Origin of the sequence: Virgibacillus sp. Bac332 (assembly GCF_003667785.1) — a bacterium.
Taxonomy (GTDB): domain Bacteria; phylum Bacillota; class Bacilli; order Bacillales; family Amphibacillaceae; genus Virgibacillus; species Virgibacillus salarius.
Genome location: NZ_CP033046.1, coordinates 2,874,768 through 2,896,402, shown reverse-complemented (window position 1 = coordinate 2,896,402; position 21,635 = coordinate 2,874,768). Strand labels below are relative to the sequence as shown.

26 protein-coding genes and 1 pseudogene are annotated in these 21,635 nt (G+C 35.5%); 18 read left to right on the top strand and 9 right to left on the bottom strand.

All coding sequences use genetic code 11. From position 1 onward, the window contains the following. The first annotated feature begins 2 nt into the window (after positions 1-2). Together D9782_RS13745 and D9782_RS13740 are read left to right on the top strand one after the other, a co-directional pair. Positions 3-596, top strand: coding sequence for an SCO family protein (locus D9782_RS13745; RefSeq protein ID WP_226983506.1), 594 nt, complete (start codon positions 3-5; stop codon positions 594-596). A 132-nt stretch (positions 597-728) separates the two neighbouring features. Next, positions 729-1,205, top strand: a complete 477-nt coding sequence (locus D9782_RS13740; protein WP_121605027.1) for a YkyB family protein — start codon at positions 729-731, stop codon at positions 1,203-1,205. Between the two features lie 100 nt (positions 1,206-1,305). On the opposite strand, the gene D9782_RS13735 is transcribed toward D9782_RS13740, so the two are convergent. Continuing rightward, a complete protein-coding gene (locus tag D9782_RS13735) occupies positions 1,306-1,581 on the bottom strand; it encodes a hypothetical protein (RefSeq protein WP_121605026.1) in 276 nt (91 codons plus the stop codon). Positions 1,582-1,820: 239 nt separating this feature from the next. Here D9782_RS13735 and D9782_RS13730 point away from each other — a divergent pair, with 239 nt between their 5' ends. Beyond that, positions 1,821-2,732, top strand: coding sequence for a DMT family transporter (locus D9782_RS13730; protein ID WP_026680733.1), 912 nt, complete (start codon positions 1,821-1,823; stop codon positions 2,730-2,732). Positions 2,733-2,968: 236 nt separating this feature from the next. Here the strand turns inward: D9782_RS13730 and D9782_RS13725 are convergent, their stop codons facing one another. Further along, on the bottom strand, positions 2,969-3,115 hold the full coding sequence (locus tag D9782_RS13725; protein ID WP_080668660.1) for an FbpB family small basic protein: 147 nt from the start codon (positions 3,113-3,115) through the stop codon (positions 2,969-2,971). A 115-nt stretch (positions 3,116-3,230) separates the two neighbouring features. Between D9782_RS13725 and D9782_RS13720 the strand changes: the two genes are divergently transcribed. Next, positions 3,231-4,388, top strand: a complete 1,158-nt coding sequence (locus tag D9782_RS13720) for an aminotransferase A (RefSeq protein ID WP_026680732.1) — start codon at positions 3,231-3,233, stop codon at positions 4,386-4,388. A gap of 30 nt (positions 4,389-4,418) precedes the next feature. On the opposite strand, the gene D9782_RS13715 is transcribed toward D9782_RS13720, so the two are convergent. Next, the gene (locus D9782_RS13715; protein ID WP_080668659.1) at positions 4,419-4,592 is read right to left on the bottom strand and encodes an aspartyl-phosphate phosphatase Spo0E family protein; all 174 of its coding nucleotides are present in this window, start codon (positions 4,590-4,592) and stop codon (positions 4,419-4,421) included. A 183-nt stretch (positions 4,593-4,775) separates the two neighbouring features. Between D9782_RS13715 and lepB the strand changes: the two genes are divergently transcribed. The 4 genes and pseudogenes from lepB to D9782_RS13695 all read left to right on the top strand — a co-directional run. Continuing rightward, on the top strand, positions 4,776-5,300 hold the full coding sequence (gene lepB / locus D9782_RS13710; RefSeq protein WP_026680730.1) for a signal peptidase I: 525 nt from the start codon (positions 4,776-4,778) through the stop codon (positions 5,298-5,300). Between the two features lie 348 nt (positions 5,301-5,648). Beyond that, positions 5,649-6,806, top strand: a complete 1,158-nt coding sequence (locus D9782_RS13705; RefSeq protein ID WP_026680729.1) for a zinc-ribbon domain-containing protein — start codon at positions 5,649-5,651, stop codon at positions 6,804-6,806. 34 nt (positions 6,807-6,840) lie between these two features. After that, positions 6,841-7,983, top strand: coding sequence for a S1C family serine protease (locus D9782_RS13700; RefSeq protein ID WP_026680728.1), 1,143 nt, complete (start codon positions 6,841-6,843; stop codon positions 7,981-7,983). 208 nt (positions 7,984-8,191) lie between these two features. Then, positions 8,192-8,275 (top strand): annotated as a pseudogene (locus tag D9782_RS13695) (YjcZ family sporulation protein); the annotation flags it as partial. A gap of 54 nt (positions 8,276-8,329) precedes the next feature. Here D9782_RS13695 and D9782_RS13690 read toward each other — a convergent pair. From D9782_RS13690 to glp, 5 genes are all read right to left on the bottom strand, one after another. After that, complete coding sequence (locus D9782_RS13690) at positions 8,330-9,508, bottom strand: putative bifunctional diguanylate cyclase/phosphodiesterase (RefSeq protein WP_121605025.1); 1,179 nt, start codon at positions 9,506-9,508, stop codon at positions 8,330-8,332. A 94-nt stretch (positions 9,509-9,602) separates the two neighbouring features. Then, complete coding sequence (locus tag D9782_RS22970) at positions 9,603-9,749, bottom strand: hypothetical protein (RefSeq protein ID WP_161629268.1); 147 nt, start codon at positions 9,747-9,749, stop codon at positions 9,603-9,605. Positions 9,750-9,774: 25 nt separating this feature from the next. Beyond that, positions 9,775-11,142 (bottom strand): TrkH family potassium uptake protein, encoded by a 1,368-nt coding sequence (locus D9782_RS13685; RefSeq protein ID WP_051388302.1) that lies wholly within the window; start codon positions 11,140-11,142, stop codon positions 9,775-9,777. Between the two features lie 165 nt (positions 11,143-11,307). Next, complete coding sequence (locus tag D9782_RS13680; protein WP_309299804.1) at positions 11,308-11,727, bottom strand: YwpF family protein; 420 nt, start codon at positions 11,725-11,727, stop codon at positions 11,308-11,310. A gap of 512 nt (positions 11,728-12,239) precedes the next feature. Beyond that, positions 12,240-13,505 (bottom strand): molybdopterin molybdotransferase MoeA, encoded by a 1,266-nt coding sequence (glp, locus tag D9782_RS13675; RefSeq protein WP_026680725.1) that lies wholly within the window; start codon positions 13,503-13,505, stop codon positions 12,240-12,242. A 379-nt stretch (positions 13,506-13,884) separates the two neighbouring features. Here glp and D9782_RS22965 point away from each other — a divergent pair, with 379 nt between their 5' ends. Both D9782_RS22965 and nfsA read left to right on the top strand, forming a co-directional pair. Beyond that, a complete protein-coding gene (locus D9782_RS22965) occupies positions 13,885-14,028 on the top strand; it encodes a hypothetical protein (RefSeq protein WP_161629267.1) in 144 nt (47 codons plus the stop codon). A 554-nt stretch (positions 14,029-14,582) separates the two neighbouring features. Then, the gene (gene nfsA / locus D9782_RS13670; RefSeq protein ID WP_026680723.1) at positions 14,583-15,332 is read left to right on the top strand and encodes an oxygen-insensitive NADPH nitroreductase; all 750 of its coding nucleotides are present in this window, start codon (positions 14,583-14,585) and stop codon (positions 15,330-15,332) included. Between the two features lie 380 nt (positions 15,333-15,712). Here the strand turns inward: nfsA and D9782_RS13665 are convergent, their stop codons facing one another. Continuing rightward, positions 15,713-16,159, bottom strand: coding sequence for a hypothetical protein (locus D9782_RS13665; protein ID WP_026680722.1), 447 nt, complete (start codon positions 16,157-16,159; stop codon positions 15,713-15,715). Positions 16,160-16,328: 169 nt separating this feature from the next. Between D9782_RS13665 and D9782_RS13660 the strand changes: the two genes are divergently transcribed. From D9782_RS13660 to D9782_RS13625, 8 genes are all read left to right on the top strand, one after another. Continuing rightward, on the top strand, positions 16,329-16,535 hold the full coding sequence (locus D9782_RS13660) for a DUF1657 domain-containing protein (RefSeq protein ID WP_026680721.1): 207 nt from the start codon (positions 16,329-16,331) through the stop codon (positions 16,533-16,535). A gap of 73 nt (positions 16,536-16,608) precedes the next feature. After that, positions 16,609-17,082 carry a hypothetical protein gene (locus tag D9782_RS13655; protein WP_121605024.1) on the top strand — a complete coding sequence of 158 codons (474 nt, stop codon included), beginning with the start codon at positions 16,609-16,611 and terminating at the stop codon, positions 17,080-17,082. 18 nt (positions 17,083-17,100) lie between these two features. Next, positions 17,101-17,580, top strand: coding sequence for a stage V sporulation protein AC (spoVAC, locus tag D9782_RS13650; RefSeq protein WP_026680720.1), 480 nt, complete (start codon positions 17,101-17,103; stop codon positions 17,578-17,580). After that, complete coding sequence (gene spoVAD / locus D9782_RS13645; RefSeq protein WP_121605023.1) at positions 17,580-18,596, top strand: stage V sporulation protein AD; 1,017 nt, start codon at positions 17,580-17,582, stop codon at positions 18,594-18,596. Before spoVAC ends, spoVAD begins: the two co-directional genes overlap by 1 nt. Then, positions 18,593-18,943, top strand: coding sequence for a stage V sporulation protein AE (gene spoVAE, locus D9782_RS13640; RefSeq protein WP_026680718.1), 351 nt, complete (start codon positions 18,593-18,595; stop codon positions 18,941-18,943). The genes spoVAD and spoVAE overlap by 4 nt, the downstream gene beginning before the upstream one ends. 11 nt (positions 18,944-18,954) lie before the next feature. Continuing rightward, positions 18,955-19,155 (top strand): DUF1657 domain-containing protein, encoded by a 201-nt coding sequence (locus D9782_RS13635; RefSeq protein ID WP_026680717.1) that lies wholly within the window; start codon positions 18,955-18,957, stop codon positions 19,153-19,155. A gap of 27 nt (positions 19,156-19,182) precedes the next feature. Beyond that, positions 19,183-20,040 carry a DUF421 domain-containing protein gene (locus D9782_RS13630; protein WP_026680716.1) on the top strand — a complete coding sequence of 286 codons (858 nt, stop codon included), beginning with the start codon at positions 19,183-19,185 and terminating at the stop codon, positions 20,038-20,040. A gap of 312 nt (positions 20,041-20,352) precedes the next feature. Beyond that, the gene (locus tag D9782_RS13625) at positions 20,353-21,588 is read left to right on the top strand and encodes a dicarboxylate/amino acid:cation symporter (protein ID WP_026680715.1); all 1,236 of its coding nucleotides are present in this window, start codon (positions 20,353-20,355) and stop codon (positions 21,586-21,588) included. Positions 21,589-21,635 lie beyond the last annotated feature (47 nt).

Genomic DNA, 21,635 nt, shown 5'->3' with positions numbered 1-21,635 from the left:
GTATGGAGGTTTTACATATGCGGACAACGTGTAAATTCATTTTACCCTTAGTGTTTTTATTATTATTATTAGCTGCTTGCGGAAATAAATATCAAGGCGACTACTCTGTTGAAGTAAAGGACTTTTCATTCACGAACCAAGATGGTGAAAATGTCTCCAAAAGTGAGTTAGATGGTGACTTTTGGATTGCGGATTTTATTTTCACAAATTGTGAGACGGTTTGTCCCCCAATGACATCCAATATGGCTAATCTACAAACCCAACTAAAAGAAGCTGGCTTAGATGATGTTCGTCTTGTTTCGTTCAGTGTAGATCCAGATAATGATACGCCAGAAAAATTAAAGGAATTTGGAGAGTCCAGGGGTGCATCTTTTGATAACTGGGATTTCCTAACCGGTTATGAATTTGACAAAATCAAAGAGTTTTCTATTAAATCATTTAAAGCACCTCTAGAAATACCAGCAGACTCTGATCAGGTCATGCATAGCGTTTATTTCTACATCATTTCTCCAGATGGTGACTTTATTTATCGATTTGATGGAAGAAAGCCAGATGAAGTGAAAAAAATCGTTCCAACGATTCAAGATTTGAAATAACGTAATAACGAGCAGATAAGTTCTGCTCGTTTCTGTTGTTAAATGATTAGCTATCACTCTTGCAACAAGATATGCTTTGCGATAGGATATAGACAAGCTATTTAAGAACGGGAGCAAAGGAGGAGCCTAACTATGACAAACAAACAACAACTAGAAGAACTTGCAAAAGCACTTTATACGATTAATCGGCATGCTAAAACAGCTCCTGACCCGAAACACCTCTACGATATAAAAAAAGAAACTATAAGTCGCTTACTCTCTGAAAAACGAGCTAATAAAGTCGGACTTCATTTTTCTAAACAGCCTAAATTTAGTAATCAACATTCAACGCTTCTTGTTAAAGTAGCTAACTATTATTTCCATATTCCGCCAACCAAAAAAGACTTTAAGAATTTAGAGCACCTTGGATCATTAGACGAAAATTATCGGAACCCTCAAGCGAAAATGTCATTATCACAAGCGAAAAAAGTCATTTATCGTTATATTAATTGGAAGCCGGAAAATAAGAAAAGAAACTATGAAAAGAAACACTCTTCTGCTTCTACATATTTCACTCCTTCTTCATTGGGTAAAATGGAATGGCCGCCAAGTAAATCACACCGAAATTAGAAATAATATTTAGCCTCATAATATCCTATTACATACAAATACAAGTCAGTTATACGCTTTATACACCCTTTTCAAGTAGTAGCGGCAATCCTCTACTGCTTTATTTATGTGAAAATAATCGTTTTCCTGCCGAGAACAAGATTAGCACAATACCAAAAATGGATAACGCTCGTAACAGTAGTGATAAATATGCATATGTAGATTTGTCTAATGTACCTGTAGTCATAAGAATACTAAAACATACTGTAAAAACACCTAAACTAATTCCGATGTACGACAGAAGCATATATGTACGTTTCCGCATATTCCACTGAATAAATATGTTTACGAAACGATATAAAATTCCTATTCCTAGAACGATCAGGAATAGTAACAAATAGCTACCCTCCCCTATTATTGATTGCAATCGATGCATATCATACTCTATATAAAGGATGAACATTGTATCGTCCCTTTCTTCTTTCCATAGATTAGTAGCATTCTATCCTACTCTTCTTTTAACTATACATCCTTATTCATCCCTAAGAAATTACCTTCTACACAAAATTCTCACAGAACATTTATTAAATTTGATATAATGGGCTAAATTGACAACTATAGAGGGGTGATTTGTATTTGAAAAAAGCATATTTATATATTATCACTGGTGCTGCTTTATGGGGGACAATCAGTTGGTATGTTAAAAACCTCTATTCGTTTGGCTTCACACCTATGGAGGTAGTAATTTTACGAGCATGGTCAACAGCCCTATTGCTCTTTCTTTACTTATTATTTTTTTTCCGAAACAAACTAAAGCTTAAATCCTTGAAAGATATAAGGTATTTCCTTGGAACTGGTATTTTAAGCATTACTTTCTTTAATTTTTGCCTATTTACAGCGATTGAATTAAGTACCATTCCTGTGGCTACAGCATTATTATACACCGCCCCTGCATTTGTAATGATATTATCCTTTTTATTTTTCAAAGAGCCCATTACGAAAGGGAAGCTTATGGCTCTTCTAACGACATTAATTGGAACTTGTCTCGTAGTAGAAGTCATACCATTTAATCTAAATGCTGTATCTCTAAGTGCAATTATTTTTGGTTTAGGTGCTGGATTTGGCTACTCCTTATATAGTATATTTAGCAAGTTTGCACTTCGAAAATACTCTAGTCTCAGCATAACTACTTATACGTTCATCATAGCTGCAATTGCATTATCACCTCTATTTCCTTACAAGGAAAAATGGGAATTACTCATGTACCCCGAGGTGATTTTCTACACACTTGGATTAGGCTTTTTACCTACTGCTTTCGCTTATATTATTTATACACATGGACTTAACCACACAGAAGCTTCCAAAGCATCTATTTTATCAACAGTTGAGCCAGTTGTAGCTACATTGATAGGTATATTAATATTTCAAGAGACGTTTTCTATCATCCAATCGATTGGGATGGCTTGTATTTTGGGGGCTGTTCTTTTTATTCAGTTAAATAACCAACCTAAGGCGGTCAACCTTTTACGAAAAACTGGTACATCATAAAAGAGGCTGGGACAAAACACAACTTCTTTACTCAAAATACGAATAATCATATGATCAATAGGAGAATCATCGCCGCACCGTGAAAATATACGCTCTTTCCGCTATTTAGCCACAAAAACGCCCCCTGAAATTAGATTTTTTACTCTAACTTCAGGGGGTCGGTACCTTATCGTTCGTTTTTAATTATTTCTCTTCATTCTTTTGTCTCAGTCTCTTTTACCTAGACATAATAGAGATCAAGCTTTTTTCCTCTTGTTTTGGACTAATTTCATCTGTTTCATTTCTAATCTAGTTTCTATCTGAGAAATGCTTTTCTTATCGTCTAGTAATTCTTGTTTATTTTGTTTAACTAACTGCTCAAAATTTAACGTTTTTGGTCGCATGTGATACACTCCTTTTATACTGTCAACAAGAGTATACCGTAAATTCTTGTAAACTAGATCACAAATTTTTAAATATTTTTTAACAATTTAATTAATTCACCTTGGAGGTAATTTTATGCAACATCTACTTAATAAAAATGTAAAAGAAATAGAAATATCAGGGATTCGTAAATTTTTTAATATGGTAGCAGATGAAAAAGATATTGTATCGTTAACCATTGGACAACCAGATTTCCATACACCCGATCACGTTAAGGAGGCAGCGGTAAATTCCTTACATAAAAACAAAACAACCTATACACATAATGCAGGTATTATTGAACTTCGTCGAGCCATAGCTGTGTTTAATCAAAAGCAGTACGCGATTAGCTATAATCCTGAAAATGAAGTCATTGTTACAACAGGTGCATCTCAGGCGATTGATATTGCTTTTCGTACCATATTGAATCCAGGAGATGAGGTATTACTCCCTGGACCAATTTACCCTGGATATGAACCGTTAATCCGCTTAGCTGGAGCAAGTCCGGTTTATATGGATACAACTAAAACAGGCTTTAAAGTTACTAAAGATATGCTTGTTAAGCATATAACAAAAAAAACAAAATGTATTGTTTTGCCCTATCCTTCTAATCCAACTGGGGCTTCATTCTCAACAGAAGAATTGCAACAACTTGTCTCCATACTGAAAGATAAAGAACTGTTTGTATTAGCAGACGAAATATATAGTGAATTAGTATATGACAGCCAACATATTTCCATAGCTAGATTTTCCGAGATAAGAGATAAAACCATTGTTATTAATGGGTTATCAAAATCCCACTCCATGACTGGGTTTCGAATTGGTTACGTATTAGCACCCGATTGGATCGCTTCGGAGATGCTAAAGGTTCATCAATATAATGTCTCCTGCGCTTCTTCCATTAGCCAGTATGCTGCATTAGAGGCTTTAACATATGGAATAGACGATTCAAGCGAAATGCGATCTGCTTATCAGCAGCGAAGAGATTATGTACAAGAGAGATTGAACAACATGGGGCTTAGTGTCCAGAGGCCTGAAGGAGCATTTTATTTCTTCCCAAAATTTCCGATAAAAGAAATAAGCTCATTCCAATTAGGATTGGACCTAGTAAGAAAAGGTAAGGTTGCGCTAGTACCAGGTAATAGCTTTTCTAAACTAGGAGAAGGATATATGCGCATTTCCTATGCATATCAATTAAAGACCTTACAAAAAGGACTGGATAGATTGGAGGATTTTATTCAGACGTATTTATAAACCGTTCCTATAATTACATCATTATAATTTCTATTTTTCATGTGCATCAGGGTGTTTCATGCTCTCATAAAGATTTAAGAGCCTATCCAATTCTTGACTAAGCGCAACTGATTCAAGATTGGTAAACCCTTTTTCCAATGCAACCTCCGTCATTTTATTACGCAGAAATTCAATTCTTTTAAGAAGATTGTCTGTTGTACTCATTATGATCGCAGTGATACCTCCTCCTTTTGGTTTATTTTACTGTAGCATAGCATTACAGAATTTGACAAGTTTTTCTTGCTATATAACACAAGCTATTTTATTTGTAGAGATTCTCTTACTCGCTTAGTTTTGTCCACTATGCTACTATAATAAGTGTAATGTTTTCTGGAAAGGATGTCTTCGGTGGCAGAAACAAAAAAGAAAAATGAATGGTTGGAATGGGTTAAGGCAATCATTATTGCAATTTTAATTGCTTTCTTTTTAAGAACGTTTATTTTTGCAACGTCTATTGTTGAAGGTGAAAGCATGGACCCCACTCTCCAAAACGGTGAAAGAGTAATCTTTAATAAAATAATCTATATTCTTGATGAACCAGAACGCGGGGACATTGTTATTATCGAAAGACCATTAAAAAATTATGTGAAACGTATTATTGGACTTCCTGGCGAGACAATCGAAATTAATGGAAGTAACCTTTATATTAATGGTGATAAATACGAACAAAATTTTTTAAATGAAGAAGCACAACGTCAGTCAGGTAATTATGGACCAGTGGAAATACCTGAAGGAAACTATTTTGTTATGGGAGACAATAGAGCAATAAGTAAGGATAGCCGAAATGGCTTGGGATTAATCGAAGAAAATGAAATTATAGGCCGCTCTGAATTTATCATTTTCCCTTTCGATCAATGGTCCTTAACCAGATAAATAATAATATAACGTAGTGTATGGGAAAAGATCAGACGATTCGTCTGATCTTTTTTGAAGTTTCCATTAATTACTTATTTTTCTGCATCAAAGATACAGTAACCAATATTTAACAGAATAATAACAAAACAAATAATACCGAAGACAGCTCCCATATCGATTTCCATATGTACCGCACCTCCTCCAAAAAGCTCCTATGTAACATAACTTAGTTAATCTTATTATTGGAATACTTCCACTTTATCATACCAATTTCTATTACCTAAGAAAAGTCAAAATATGATAAAATAATGCTATTACTAATTAAATGAAAACAGAAGCTGTTTCATATAAAAGCAGGTGATTTAAATGCTCCATTGTCCGTACTGTGGTACATCAATTAAAGAAGATGAGAGCTATTGTATTAAATGTGGCAAGAAACTACCAGAAGATAGGTTTAACCGGGTGAAAAAGAAAGTAGGCAAGCAATTTTGGAAGCTACCAGCGATTGTCACAGGCTGTGTATTGCTTTCTATCGTCTTACTCTATGTTACGTTAGAAATTCGAACTGCTAAAGCAAAGGACTTATACAATAAGGGTGAAGAGAAGGTTCTAAATGCAGAATATCAAGAAGCTAAAGAGCTCTTTCAGAAAGCGATTGACTATAAGCATAATTTTAATCAAGCACAGCATTCACTTGAATTTATGGATCATGCGTTATCTATAAGAGCTTCATTAGAAGAGTCAACGCAGTTTCTTAAAGAAAAAAAATATCAGGCAGCGCTCGATCTTATCAATAATACAGAAAACACGCTAAAAGACTTTGATGGGCCTGCGATAAACCAATTAATTGACGAGATTGCAGCTAATCGAAATGCTGTTAAATTAAAGCAAGTAACAGAATCTTTAAAAAAGGAACCGAATATTGATCAATTAAAAATATTACTTTGGGACGCTGCTTCTATCGACACTGAGGAAGCTGAACCAATTACAAAAGATATTAGAGACCAAATAATTAATTATACGTACACAAGGGCCAATGAGCAATTAAATAAAAAACAATTTAATGATGCGAAATTAATTGTTGAGGATGGCTTAAAATATGCTCCTAAGTCAGAGAAATTAACAAGTTTACAGACAACGATTGATAAGGAGCAGGTGAGTTTTGAAACGGCCCAGCAAAAAAGAATCGAGCAAGCTATGACCTCTGCTACGAAAGAACAGCAAGTAAATGAAAATGATGCGGTTGAATTAGTATCCATAAAAACCACTAGTGATGATCAAGGTAATCTTGTAGTTAAAGGGAAGGTTAAGAGTGTGGCAACCATCCCTGTTAATTCCATCATGGTTAAGTATAGACTTCAAACTAAGGATGGACATGAGTTATTAACAAATGGCGTTTACGTATATCCTGATGAATTATATCCAGATGAGTCCGGAAACTTTGAATTCACTCATTTTGATATCGACTATAAAGCCAAAGATGTAGAAACGGATGTTGAGAAAATAACTTGGTATACCGATTAATTAAGAGGCTCATTCAAGCGAGGTGAACAATGCAGTGCCGAAACTAAAGTATTCGACATATCTTCTATCAGGTCTTGTACTTATTATTGGTATCATAGCTATGATATTTATTTACCAAAAATGGCAAAGCGAAGATATGTCGATTAGTAATCCTGTCATAAATAAAGTAACTACAAGTAATCAAGATTTAGATTTAAAATCAATCATTCATGAAGCTGAAAAAAATGTAATTCAGATTGAGGGACAAAATGAAGATAGTACCATTACAGGCTCAGGATTCGTATATAATAAAAGTGGAGACATTATTACCAACGCCCATGTAATTAAAGATGCTGATGTAATCTATGTTCGTACTGCCAATGCGCAAATTTATCCAGCTGCGGTTGTTGGGATTGGTGAAGATACAGATATTGCTGTCATTCGTGTTCCACAGCTTGCAGGTCAATATATGGAAGTCGAAAAAGAATCGCCTTCTGAAATAGGTGATGAAGTTATTGCATTAGGTAGTCCACACGGTTTTCAAAATACTGTTACATTAGGTATTATTTCTGGAAAAGAACGTAATTTTACGGTGGATGGATTTAATTATAATAATGTATATCAAATATCTGCTCAAATTACAGATGGGAATAGTGGCGGTCCATTAATTGACAGAAAAACAGGTCATGTTGTTGGGATTAATTCAGTTGGAACTAAAGACGGCACGATAGGATTTAGTATCCCAATCACTGAAGTAATTGATGAAATGGACCAATGGTCACACGAAGCTCAAACGGATAAACTGGATTTTGCAAGCACATCAGATATTATCAGTTCTAAAGACCCCGATCAGATTCAAGAGGATGCAGAGTATTTAGTTAATTATTTCCTTGAGAGTATTGAAATTAGAGATTACGTTAATGCTTACGCACTATTAAGTAGTGAGATGCAATCTAAGTCCTCCTACGCGCAATTTCGAGAGGGTTATATTGATTTTATAAACGTGAAATTTTCAGAATTAAAAAGCACTATAGCAGACAATAATCAAGTTCAAATTGAAGCTTCCGTCACCATTGAAAAAAGATCTAAAGAAGAAGAAAAAGCTAGCAAAACATCTTATGCCTATACGTTTACTACAAAATATGAAAATGATCAAATTAAAATTACTAGTATTACAGCAACAGAAACAAAGGAATAAAGTTAAACTTCAATCAGCGGGAGTTTTGTTTATCCCCCAGAGGGCTTACTGCCAGTTATATTGGGGATAGATCGGCCTTATTACTATTAGAAATCCGTTATAACTAGGTAAAAGTCCAAACCATTTTCTCCGCGATCGCATATAGTGTAACTGTAAGATCGGAGGTGAAATAATGGGTTACGGATATGGCGGAGGCTGCGGCTATCCTAGTGGAGGATATGGTAGCAACTTTGCATTAATCGTAGTGCTTTTTATTCTATTGATTATCGTAGGTGCTGCATTTTATTGCTAAACCAAAACAACAGCTTGTGCCATCTTTCTTCTCTTGGCGCAAGCTGTTGTTCTTTTAATTATCGTTAAGAAGCATTTCTTTTAATTGATAGGCAGGTACTGGCCTGCTAAAAAAATACCCCTGCATTTCATCACACTTCTCTTGTTGAAGAAAGGTAAACTGTTCTTTCGTTTCAACACCTTCAGCAATAACTTTCATATTTAAAGAATGCGATAGTTGAATAATTGATTTCACAATCAGTCGATTCTCATCTTGTTTATTCATAAACATTTTATCAATCTTTAATTTAGTTATTGGAAATAAGCTTAAAGATTTTAATGAGGAATAACCTGTCCCAAAATCATCAATAGCAACTAAAATCCCCTCTGATCTAAGTTCTTGCAAAATATCCAATATCGATTGTTCATTTTTCATTGCCATGGATTCCGTTATTTCTAATTCTAGATATTTTGCATCTAAGTTTGTCTCATTTAGGATTTTTTTGATTTTTCCCACAAACCCTTTTTGGTGAAGTTGCACGGCAGATAGATTCACACTTACAACAATAGGTGTAAGTCCTTCATCCTGCCATTTTTTGTTTTGCCTACATGCTTCATGGAGAACCCACTCACCTATATCTATAATGATGCCCGTTTTTTCTGCAATCGAAATAAAATCACGTGGGGATATATAACCTTTTTCAGGGTGTCGCCATCGCAGTAATGCTTCCACTCCGATAATTCGTGAAGATGTAAAATCGACTTGCGGTTGATAATACAACTCAAATTGGCCGCCAATTATCGCTTTTCTCAGTTGATTTTCCATAGTAAGAAGTGACTTGAACTTTTCAGAGATAGAGGTTTCAAATAATTTATAGCAATTACGATATGTATCTTTTATTGAAAGCAATGCGGAGTTAGCGTGTTTAATTAAGTCATCAGCAGTAAGCCCATTTTGAGGGAAAAGACTAATGCCGATGCTTATTGAAGTATAGATTTCACAATCATTTATTTTTACTGGGTCTTGAAAGCAATGGATTAATCGTTCTGCAAATTTATTAATGGATGCCTTCGTATCTATTCCATAGTGTAAAACGAGAAACATATCGCCACTTAGGCGAGCTATAAATGTGTTTGCTTCAATAAACCCCTTTAATCTTTCTCCACTTGCTTTAATTAATTTATCACCTACAGAATAACCCAGTGTATCATTAAGCTCTTTAATGTAGTCCAAATCAAAGGAGTAGATTGCCAAAACTTCGTTTCGGCTGGTAGCTCGCTCAATTGCTTCATTCAGTACTTTTGAAAATAATGTCTATTAGGTAAGTCCGTTAGCTCATCATAAAATGCTAAATATCCGATTCTATTTTAAGTAACGTATAAGCAGCGTCATTTCCGGCTAAGATTATTCCACTCTTGTTCGTAATTAGGATAGCTTCTTGTAAATTAACTAAAATACGATGAGGGATTGGCAAAAAACGCTTCTGCTTAGACATATATCATTCTCTCCCAACTGACAACTTATCCAATAATTAATTTTTCTTTCGGGTAATGATAATTACCACTGTTTTTATTATTTTTAAACATAAATAAAAATGTAATGATACCTACTCTGCCGATAAACATTAAAATCATTAGAACAACCTTACTAAATGAAGTTAATTCACTTGTAATACCTAGTGAAAGACCTACTGTACCAAAAGCAGATGTTGCTTCAAACATAATTTGTGTTATTGAAAATGGTTCAGCAATTGAAATAACCAGTACAGATGTAAATACTAAAATTAGTGCCATTAAAGTTACGGTAACAGCTTTTAGTAAATCTTCATCATACACTTCTCTGTTAAATAGACGAATACTCTTCCCGCCTCTAGCGTATGTAATGATAAAAATTACAACTAAAATAAATGTAGTTGTACGTATGCCTCCTCCAGCACTGCTTGGTGAGGCACCAATAAACATTAATAAAGACATAAATAAATGGTTCTGCTCCGTAAGTTGGCTGACATCCATTGTTGCTAGTCCACCACTTCTTGTCGTTACTGACTGAAAAAGCGAATAAAAGAATGCTTCATGCCATGATTTATCGACGAAAAAATTAGTAATATCCAATAGATACATGAAAAAAGCACCAATAATAATAAGGATAAGAAATGTGGTGGTAGTAACTTTTGTAAATAAGCTAAAACGAATATGTTTTCGTATATCTGGCTTAGCAAATATGTATTCTTTTACCTCGATTAATACAGGAAAACCAATCGCCCCAAAAATAATTAATAGCATATTAATAAATTGTACAAAATAATCGTCTTTAAATGGAATTAGTGACGAACCCGTTATATCAAATCCACCATTTGATACGGCGCTTATCGTACCAAAGAACCCATGAAGATACGCTTCTTTAGCTGTATCAAAATATTGTAAAAAATACGTTCCTAATACAATAAATCCAATAAATTCAATCGTTAACAGTACATAAACAATTTGCTTAATCAAACGAACCATTCCTTCAAATGTCGTTTGATTTTGGTCTGTCATAATTAATCGACGTTCTTTCAAACCAATTTTTTTTCCTAGTAAAAGCCAAATGAATGTCCCAATCGCCATAACTCCTACAGCACCTAGCTGTAGAATTGCTGCGAGTAAAATAATTCCCGTAGTGCTTAACGTATCTGCAACTGTAATGGAACTCAAACCAGTGACACTAAGTGCACTGACGGCTGTAAATAGAATATCAATAAACGGAATATCTACTCCATCTTTATAAACGATTGGTAAGGACATAATGACCGTTGATAGTAACACGGCAAAAAAATAAAATAATAATAAGATTTGAACTGGTGACAGCCTATTTGCCCAGCGAATCGCTGTCGTCTTTTGGTATTGCATATGTAATTACTCCTTGTTTGCTCTGGTGTTTACATCCATATGTACTAAAAATCCTATTCATATTATAGCAGGCGCTGTAGATAAATGCGCCTATTTCATTCAAAAAAGTTCGCGACCCGAATTTTCGCAAATTTTAAAACTTCACCAATGCTTGATTAACTTTTATCACGTAATTTCTTTAAATTTCTTTAATAGTTCTTTACCTTGATATCCTTCTTCAATTAACGTAGTTAGCATTGATTCAATATTTGCCTTTCTTCTATCTACAATATTACCTAAAAATAACACATTCATGTTTGAGCCGATCTCATTCATACCTATGATAGAAGTGATAAATGTCGCTGTATCATTACTTTCTTTTGTAATTTTAACCTGAATTAATATCTCATCTTTATTTTTACTTAATTGTTCAAAATATGGCATGTATGAGCTTTCAACGTAAGCCTCTACTGTCCATTGGTTTTTATCATCTTCCCGATTAATAATTAAACCATCTATCAATGGAATCCGATGTGGAATGATTTCTCCATCCTTTTCTTCCATCACATTTAATAATTTTAGTTTAAAAGTTTTCAACGATACCACTCCTCGTATAGTATATTAAGGAATTAATTTTCAGCCTATCCATTCTGATTCATTTAAATAATATACAAGCTGTTGCAACTCGTTTGTGGAATTTTTCATAAATGCGTTTATTTCATTGCATCAGATCTCAATCACTTGGACGTTCCGTGATGTTCCTAGATAATGTTCTAGGATCATTTGAGACAATTCTTTTCACTCCACCGGGCATAACCGAAATTGTAAAACTGTTTCCCGAGTGCTCGCAATAATATTGTCAGCCAAATTACGCAGGAAAAACAGCGGTTCCCCACCGTAATTCGTGCAAATCGCTCTACTATCAATCAATACAAATTCATCAAATGATAATAATTCAGTCGTTGATAGAAATTTTTAGTTTTCACCAAAAATTCCTTTTGGTATACAATATGTGCAGCGTAAATTGCATTGATCCGTTACTGAAATCCTTACATCTTTAAGTGGTCTTCCAAATCGATCCTCCATAATTAATCACGACATTGCCTCCCCCCTTTATATTAACGAAAATTCGCTTGACCCTCCATGTCTTCCAATAATAGAACTTCTAGTTCATCGCCTTTTTCGTATTTTTCTTTTCCGCCCGGTATTTCTATCAGACATGTAGTATACGCTAGTGAAGATACCACATTTGAATGATCTATCCCAGCAAGTTGTACATATAGTTCTCTACCCTGATAGCTTAGTTGTCCTCTCACATATCGAGTATATGGATTCATTTTTGGAAAATCATCATCTAGTTTTGCTTTGACACGTTTCATACAAACATTTTTTTGATGCATTATCCCTCTAATCATTGGTCGCACAAATAATTCAAAACCTACGTAACATGCAGATGGATTACCAGATAGTCCAAATAAAAGTTTCTTTCCCTTCACCGCTACCGTTGTTACACTTCCTGGCCTCATCGCTACTTTATTAAATAAGGTAGTTGCACCTAGCATGTTATAAAGCTCTGGCATAAGATCAAAATCACCAACGGATACACCACCTGTCGTGATTAAAATGTCTACTTCTTGAAGTACACGCTTGATTCGCGAATAACTGGAAGTAACATCATCATCAAGCTTTCCATAATAGCTAGGATCTCCCCCAGCTCGTTTGATTTGTGATAATATCATATATGCATTCGAATTATATATTTTTCCACTTTCCAGGTCTTCATCTGGCTCAAGAAGTTCCGTCCCTGTCGCAATAACACCAATAAGTGGTTTTTTTATCACTTCCACTTGATGATACCCAAACGTTGCCAATAAAGCTTTTATACCTGGATTGATGATTGCTCCTCGATCTACTAGCAAAGTTCCTTTAGCTAATTCAGAGCCTTCTTTAATAATATTTTGATTTTCTTCCATTTTTTTGGCTAATTCCATATAATGAATACCGTCTTTTTGATAGGTGTAGCAATCTTCAAGCATAACAACACAATTAGCTCCCTGCGGGATTTTTGCACCAGTCATAATCCTTGTTGCCTGTCCTTCACCTAATTCATTTCTGGGTAATTGTCCAGCTCCAATATAGTCGATAACTTCAAAAACAACCGGATCTTCATCTGTAGAATATTTCGTATCCTCTGCTCTAATAGCAAAACCGTCATAAGGAGATTTATGAAAGAAGGGTATATTATGTGTTGCAATAAATGGTGCTGCAAGCCGACGAAGGTCACAATTTTCAAGTGAGACAAGTTCCGTCTCAGCTTCCCATTTATGTCTCATTACTTTGTTAATTGCTTCATCCACCATAATAGGATTTCTAGGCTTCACCATACATTTCTCCCCTTATCCCTTTATATAAAGCTAGTGTACCAAAAATAGTAATTTTTTGATATAGCCTACGATCTGTGAAGCACGCACAATTCCAAAACAATATATCCAGCATGTAAAGCAAAGAAATAAAAATCGTCTTGATTGAACTTATATATACTTTTTGATTGTTTACCCCACATATAACTGGCAGTAAGATCCCCATTTCAAGAAACAAAGTGAAACCAATTTGGGGAAGTGTGGATCGACTGCCAGTAAATGTCCGATTGGTTCAAGGGCCTTTAGCTCATACCCTTGTGGTACTAACAATCTGAGGTGAACCCCCCCGGATTGAAGTTTCACTTTATTGTATAATGGTAAAAAACAGGTGAGGTGTGTTCTTATGAAGAAGGGTATATTGTTCCTATTAATGCTTTTACTTACCTCATGTAGCGATGACAAACCTGTTATTGAAAGAGCAGATGCTGGAATAAACCAAGAAAATAACGGAGCCGCATTCTTGGAAGAAATAGTAATAAAGATGTAGAAGAATTTATAGAGCTTTACTTAAAGAATGAGAAAATAACCATTAATCTTCAATTGGTCCCGATATTAAGATCATATTTACATACATCTAGCGACCCAAAATCAGCTATGGAGAAAATGGATTCCGCTCACTGATTTAGCAAAACCAATCTACCTGCTCGAATTTTCTTGTACCAACGATTTGTGCTCTTATTTAATTTTTAATCCAGCTATGAACCATAAAGCATACCTTATATCCGATTTAGCAAAGGCTGTGACTATTCATTCACAGACCTGTTTGTATTTCAACGGGATATACCTCCTCTTCCAGTATCAAATATCGTAGTTATTGACGTTGAAAGCTGGGAAATAGTATCATTAGCAAATACTAGTGGTGAAGATATTCTTCCTTTTATATGACCATTAAAAAATGCTAAATGAGAAGATAATCAAACCTTATCTGTTTTAAAACCTGATTTTCAAGAACCAGAGCTAATAAAACAAACTACCTTAGATGATCTATCAATGAGTACCATCACTTTAGAAATTAATTCACAGTAATAAAGGAGAATGATAATGACAATATCAGCAATCGACACAATCATGAGTCATCGGTCTATTCGTAAGTTTAAAAACCAAAAACTTTCAGAAGAACAAATTCAAACAATTGTGACAGCCGCACAGCAAGCATCCACCTCTAGTCATGTTATGGCTTATACGATAATTGGCATCACTGATGAAAGCATAAAAGAACAACTAGCAGAAATCTCTGGACAACCCTACGTAAAAGATAATGGACACCTATTTGTCTTTTGTGGTGATCTACATCGCGTGGAGCAAATTGGTAGCAATGAAGAAAGGCTGGCTATGCAGAAAAGCTTGGAAAGCTCTGAACAATTTATTGTCATGACAATTGATGCAGCGCTTGCTGCACAAAATGCGGCAATTACTGCCGAAGGCCTGGGCTTAGGAATCTGCTTTCTTGGAAGCTTACGCAATGACGTTCAAAAAGTAAACGATTTATTGAGGCTACCTCCAAGAGTAATACCATTGTTCGGATTAGCCGTTGGATATCCAGACCAAGAGCCTGAATTAAAGCCAAGATTACCATACGAAGCCGTTTACCATCATAATACTTACTTACAGATAGAAAAACAGCTTCCTTTTATTCAACAGTTCGATCAAGAGCTTCACGATTATTATCAGATACGGACGCAGAATAAGCGCAAAGATACATGGACAGAACAAATGGTGAGAAAATTTTCAAACCCGATTCGAATGGATGTTGCTCCATTCTTGAAAATGAAAAATGTAAACAAACAATGAGCTTCATTTATCCCGCATATAACTAGCAGCAGGTCCCTAAAGTGAAACCCAATATGATAAGTGAGGGATCGACTGTCAGTACATGTCAGATTGGTTCCTATCAGTGGAGGGAACAAGCTCCACTGATTGTAGTTTCACTTTATGTATATAACTAGGGTGTGGAACGAAACTAAAATAGTTCGAATAAATATTAATATGAAGCGCAGTCAAAAATACGTAGATTTTTAAAGAAGAGCGCTTTTTCTGCGATGTATCGCTGTCGAAGTCTTCCTTATCCCACGGGGAAAGGCGCCAACTGTAGGTGAGCCCCAGGAAGGTTGTATACTGATGGAGCAATGATAGAACCTATTTAAGTAAATAAAATTATTTTGTTCCAGTCTCTAGTTAAAATGAAGTTCTTCAACATGATCAATCACTTTCCACTCTCCATTGACTTTAAAACGTGCTTCAAAATATATATTTGTCATTTTTTCACTTCTTGGTATCGGAAATATATCTGGATCTTGAGGTATGTATACATTTCCGCTTTTAAGCGTTCTATTTACAGGACTACCAGTAAAATCATGATTTTTATGATCCATAGATACAGATATTAAGGGGGACTGATGATGTACAACTACCTCCTCATTTCCAATATACTGTAATGATCGAAAAACTTCTATTCCTTCTTGTGTGTTTTCAATTCGTATATGTAAAATAAAATCATCCATCTCTTTACTTACTGTTATATCCTCCACTAATTTTGCATTTGCATTCCTAAAGTCGCTATAAATAAGTAAGAGTAAAAAAATACCAATCATCAATAAAATAACAATGATTTTCTTCACATGAAATCCTCCCACAAAACCTCTTACATATAAGACGATTTACCCCTTAATAATGTTTCAATTTTTAATAATTTTTCATAACTGGTTATAATAGGAAAAATATCCATCGTATATTTACCTCTAGAAATCCTCATTCTAACTAATGATGATATCACAAAGGAGGATCTGTATGACTGTATCAAGCCAAGTTAAACAAACCATAGCAGGTCTTAAAAGTGCCCAAGCCAGTTTTGAACAATTTGCACTACAAACTGAAAACAAGCAAGCAAAACAGCTATATGAAAATGCTGCACAACAAACAATGGCTATCTTACAAAGTGTAGAGCCTAGAGTGAAGCAAATAGAACAGGAAGAGCCTCAATATAAAGGGTTTTAAGAAGAAATTAACTATTTCGAGGCTGGAATTACCAGCCTCCCTTTTTAGCTCGATAAATGAAATGGGTGATTAAATGCAATGGAGATGGGCTAGAAATTTAATGATAAGTTTCTTACTAATTACATTAATTGGTTGTGGTAATGACTCTGCTTTAGAGCCACCGACCAATCAACCGAATGGAGACATAGATTTAACAAAAATATCGACAAATTCATCTGTAAGTCAACATCATGCAAACAGAGCGAAAGAAATACTTAGTCACTACCAGGAAATAACTACAGTAAAGGCAGTTAATACAGATAAACATATGCTAATTGCGATAGAAATACAGCATGGTAAACGATTTCAACTGGGAAAGATAAGAGAACAACTAACCAAACAGATGAAAAAGGAATTTAAAGACTTAAAAGTCGAGCTTTCGACAGATAAGAAAATTGTTATGGAATTAGAAAAATTAGAGAAATCTATTCAATCCAAATCCTATAGTAAGAAAAAGCTGGAAAGGAAATTGAAAAAGCTTATTGAATTCTCCAAAGAGCAGACATGAGGAAATGAGGGATAATGAATGGCAGATAAAACGAAAAAAAATACACCGCCTGATGCTCAGGAATATCAAGCTTTCCAACAAGAGAGGGAAGTGAAAAGACCCATATTAAAAAATTGTGTAAAAGCCTTTTTAGTAGGTGGAATCATTTGCTTTATAGGTCAAATCATTTCCACTTTTTATATCTATTACTTTCATTTCACGGAACAAACTGCAGGAAATCCCACTGTAGCAACTCTGATCTTTATTACGATGTTGTTTACTGGATTTGGATTTTATGATCGAATTGGTCAATTTGCTGGGGCTGGTTCTGCCGTACCCGTTACAGGGTTTGGTAACGCTGTTATTTCAGCAGCAATTGAGCACCGAACTGAAGGATTTATCCTAGGAGTAGGTACGAACATGCTGAAATTAGCTGGACCGGTTATTGTCTATGGTGTCTTTTCTGCATTTGTAATTGCCCTCATCAAAACCATTCTCATTCAGTGGGGTGGATTATAATGCTGACTGGACACCAAACATGGGTGTTTGCTAATACTCCTGTCATTATTGCTACTGGAACGGTCGGCGGACCGTTCGAAGCAAATGGTAATATAGCGAATGACTTTGATTTACTACATGAAGATATGTGGCTAAAGCAAGATTCCTTTGAGAAAGCACAACAAGCATTAATGGAAGAAGCTTGTCAAATGGCTATCAAAAAGAGCAAAATCGAAAAAGAACAAGTTGAATTTTTTATTAGTGGTGATTTGATAAACCAAATTACACCTAGTAGCTTTGCTGCAAAAACGATCGGCATTCCTTACTTGGGAATTTTTAACGCCTGTGCTACCTCTATGGAGAGCCTTGCATTATCAGCTATGATCATAAATGCCAAAGGAGCAAACTATATCTTAAGCGGAACTTCAAGTCATAATGCAGCTGCAGAAAAACAATACCGATACCCTACCGAATATGGAGGACAAAAACCGCCAACTGCTCAATGGACAGTTACAGGAGCGGGATGTGCATTACTCGCGCAACATGGTCAAGGTCCAGTTGTTACTTCCGCAACTATAGGAAAAATTGTTGATATGGAAATGACAGACCCGTTTAATATGGGTGGAGCCATGGCACCAGCAGCAGTAAATACAATTGAAACACATCTTAAAGAACGGAACATCGACCCCTCCTACTATGATTATATTATTACTGGTGACTTAGGACATATCGGTAGAGAAGTCTCCTTGGACTTATTGCAGAAAAGAGGCGTAACCATCCATGAAGACCAATATGTTGACTGTGGATTAACCATTTATCGGGAAGGTCAACCCGTTCTAGCTGGAGCTAGTGGCCCTGCTTGCTCAGCCATTGTAACGTATGGTCATTTTCTTAATTTAATGAAGAAGGGTGAAATTAAACGCATATTAGTTGTAGCAACTGGTGCGCTTCATTCACCACTAAGTATCCAACAAAATGATCCAATACCTTGTATTGCGCATGCAGTATCAATAGAAGCAGGAAGTGATGTTTCATGATCTTTTTTTGGGCATTTGTAATCGGAGGTCTAATTTGTGTAGTTGGTCAACTCTTACTCGATGTTCTAAAACTAAATCCAGGGCAAACATTGACTATATTGGTTGTATCCGGGGCAATTTTAGACGGTTTTGGACTCTATGAACCATTAATCGACTTTGCTGGTGCAGGGGCTACTGTACCAATTACAAGCTTTGGGAATTCACTGGTACATGGAGCAATGGCAGAAGCAGAAATCCACGGTCTAGTTGGAGTTGTAACTGGGATGTTTGAAGTAACAAGCGCTGGTATTTCAGCTGCAATTATTTTTGGTGTTATCGGTGCCATAATTTTCAAACCAAAAGGTTAGGAGGGTATTGAATGACAGTAGGTTCTCAGGTGAAAGGCTGTTTTTCTTCTATAAAAAGTATAGAGGCTACATTGCATCTATTATCAGAAAAAACAACGGAACAAGAGGCACAGCAAAGATACCTTCAAGTAGAGCAGTTAATAACTGAAATAAAAAGAGATTTGCAACAGCACGTTATTCAACTTACGAAAGAAGAGCCACAATACAAGTAATCTGTAATAAGAAAGGATAGATAACCGATGCCAGAATGGGTTATTGTGATCATACGGTCATTTTCTCTACTGATCATTTTGTTTTTTATGACGAAATGGCTTGGGAAGAAACAAATCTCACAATTAAATGTGTTTGAATATATTTCCGGTATCGTACTTGGAGGAATAGTTGCCATCCACACGATTGATCCAAACGCAAACTTAATTTATGCTATACTGTCCATGTTTATTTGGTTTATCGTACCATTAACTGTAGAGTATATTTCTTTAAAAAGTAAACGATTTCGGAACTTCACAGAGGGAAGCAGCACTGTTTTGATTCAGGATGGAAAAATTATGGAAGATAATCTTAAAAAGGAAGGATATTCGACAGATGATCTTTTAGAGAAATTAAGGGATAATAATGTTTTTCTTGCATCTGATGTTGAATTTGCTGTACTTGAACCGTCCGGTTCTTTAAGTGTTCTTCCTAAAAAAGAAAACCAACCTCTAACAGCAAAAGATTTAGGATTAAAGCTGGCGCCTGAAAAAGAACCTCAAACGGTTATTATGGATGGTGAAATGTTGTTAGAACCTCTTGCCAACTTATCCTTAAGTGTCAACTGGTTGGAGACTGAACTTGATAAACAAAATGTTAGTATAGAAAATGTATTTCTGGCGCAAGCGGATAATGACGGACAGCTATACCTTGATTTATATGACGATTTGCTTGCTGTGACGGAGCCGTCAGAAAAACCTTTACTTATGGCAACCATGAAAAAATGTCAAGCTGACCTCGAGCTTTTTTCATTAGCAACTGAGAATCAACATGCGAAACAACTTTACGAAAAAAACAGCAAAAAACTTCAGCAAGCTATCGATTTACTTAATCCATATCTCATCTAATTATACACCCCCTTTACGTACTTATGTGTAAGGCGGGGTGTATCTTTATTGTCCAGCCACCGATTTCCTTTTGTTGCGGTTGCTTTTCGTGTAAAATAAAAAGTGAAACTTCAATCCGTGGGGTTTTTCTTTATCCCACACTGATAGTTAGTACCACAAGGGTATGACCTAAAGGCCTTTGAACTAATCGGACATTTACTGGCAGTCGACGATCCCTCACTTATCATATTGGGTTTCACTTTAGGGACCTACTGCCAGTTATACACGGGATAAAGTAGTTATCTTTATTATATACGAAAGGGACTGAGTAACATGAGGAACAAATTGAAGGCCTATCGTTTTCCCATTATTTTACTATCATCGATCATTATAGGTTCTATTATTGGTCTTGCATTTGGTAAAGAGGCAACGGTAATTAAACCATTGGGTGACTTATTCATTAATTTATTATTTATGATTGTTGTTCCACTCGTTTTCTTTACCATATCATCTGCGATTGCCAGCATGGATAGTATGAAACGGCTCGGGAAAATCATGGGTTCTATGCTTACAATATTTATTGTTACTGGTATCATCGCATCAATATTTATGCTTACAGCCTCAGTAATTTTCCAGCCTGGTTCAGGTGTTGATATTCCACTTATGGAGCCAGATAATGTAGAAGAAATGAGTTTTTCTGAACAGATCGTCAATACATTTACCGTACCTGATTTTGTAGATTTATTTTCTCGTGAAAACATGCTTGCACTCATTATATTTTCTGTTTTAATCGGCGTAGCAACCGGTATTACAGGAGAAAAAGGTCGCCCATTCTCGAAATTCTTAACAAGTGGCTCTGAAGTATTTATGAAAATTATACAATTAGTCATGTATTATGCTCCTATTGGTTTAGGCGCTTATTTCGCTGCTTTAGTTGGTGAATTTGGAGCAGACCTGATTGGTGACTATGCAAAAGCTGTCATTATATATTATCCGGTTTCCTTCCTTTATTTTGTAATTGGCTTTACACTATACGCCTTTATAGCTGGTGGCAAAAAAGGAACCGTTCGATTTTGGAAGAACATTTTATCCCCTGCAGCTACCTCTTTAGGTACTGGTAGTAGTATTGCATCGCTTCCTGTGAATTTACAGGCAGCTAAACGAATTGGCGTACCAAAAGATATTAGGGAGACTATACTTCCCCTAGGAGCAACTATACATATGGATGGTTCATGCCTTTCTGCGATGTTAAAAATTTCCTTTGTCTTTGGTGTTTTTAATAAGGACTTTACAGGTATAGATACATTCTTAACAGCAATCGGTATCTGTTTGTTATCAGGAATTGTTATGAGTGGTATTCCTGGTGGTGGTTTTATGGGTGAGATGATGATTATTACCTTATACGGACTACCTATGGAGGCTTTACCAATTATATCGGCCATCGGTGTCGTTGTCGATCCACCAGCCACAATGGTTAATGTTACAGGTGACACAGTTTCAAGTATGCTTGTTACAAGACAATTAGAAGGAAAAGATTGGATGGAAAAAGCAAAAGCATCAACTGCTTAATAAGAAAAACGGAGCAATATTCGCTCAGTCCTTATCACTACATGCTC

Coding starts and splice junctions, on each gene's coding strand:
- D9782_RS13745 (WP_226983506.1), top strand. CDS start 3: ATGGAGGTTTTACATATGCGGACAACGTGTAAATTCATTTTACCCTTA.
- D9782_RS13740 (WP_121605027.1), top strand. CDS start 729: ATGACAAACAAACAACAACTAGAAGAACTTGCAAAAGCACTTTATACG.
- D9782_RS13725 (WP_080668660.1), bottom strand. CDS start 3,115: ATGCGACCAAAAACGTTAAATTTTGAGCAGTTAGTTAAACAAAATAAA.
- D9782_RS13720 (WP_026680732.1), top strand. CDS start 3,231: ATGCAACATCTACTTAATAAAAATGTAAAAGAAATAGAAATATCAGGG.
- D9782_RS13715 (WP_080668659.1), bottom strand. CDS start 4,592: ATGAGTACAACAGACAATCTTCTTAAAAGAATTGAATTTCTGCGTAAT.
- D9782_RS13705 (WP_026680729.1), top strand. CDS start 5,649: ATGCTCCATTGTCCGTACTGTGGTACATCAATTAAAGAAGATGAGAGC.
- D9782_RS22970 (WP_161629268.1), bottom strand. CDS start 9,749: ATGTCTAAGCAGAAGCGTTTTTTGCCAATCCCTCATCGTATTTTAGTT.
- D9782_RS13685 (WP_051388302.1), bottom strand. CDS start 11,142: ATGCAATACCAAAAGACGACAGCGATTCGCTGGGCAAATAGGCTGTCA.
- glp (WP_026680725.1), bottom strand. CDS start 13,505: ATGGTGAAGCCTAGAAATCCTATTATGGTGGATGAAGCAATTAACAAA.
- D9782_RS22965 (WP_161629267.1), top strand. CDS start 13,885: ATGAAGAAGGGTATATTGTTCCTATTAATGCTTTTACTTACCTCATGT.
- nfsA (WP_026680723.1), top strand. CDS start 14,583: ATGACAATATCAGCAATCGACACAATCATGAGTCATCGGTCTATTCGT.
- D9782_RS13660 (WP_026680721.1), top strand. CDS start 16,329: ATGACTGTATCAAGCCAAGTTAAACAAACCATAGCAGGTCTTAAAAGT.
- D9782_RS13655 (WP_121605024.1), top strand. CDS start 16,609: ATGCAATGGAGATGGGCTAGAAATTTAATGATAAGTTTCTTACTAATT.
- spoVAC (WP_026680720.1), top strand. CDS start 17,101: ATGGCAGATAAAACGAAAAAAAATACACCGCCTGATGCTCAGGAATAT.
- spoVAD (WP_121605023.1), top strand. CDS start 17,580: ATGCTGACTGGACACCAAACATGGGTGTTTGCTAATACTCCTGTCATT.
- spoVAE (WP_026680718.1), top strand. CDS start 18,593: ATGATCTTTTTTTGGGCATTTGTAATCGGAGGTCTAATTTGTGTAGTT.
- D9782_RS13635 (WP_026680717.1), top strand. CDS start 18,955: ATGACAGTAGGTTCTCAGGTGAAAGGCTGTTTTTCTTCTATAAAAAGT.
- D9782_RS13630 (WP_026680716.1), top strand. CDS start 19,183: ATGCCAGAATGGGTTATTGTGATCATACGGTCATTTTCTCTACTGATC.
- D9782_RS13625 (WP_026680715.1), top strand. CDS start 20,353: ATGAGGAACAAATTGAAGGCCTATCGTTTTCCCATTATTTTACTATCA.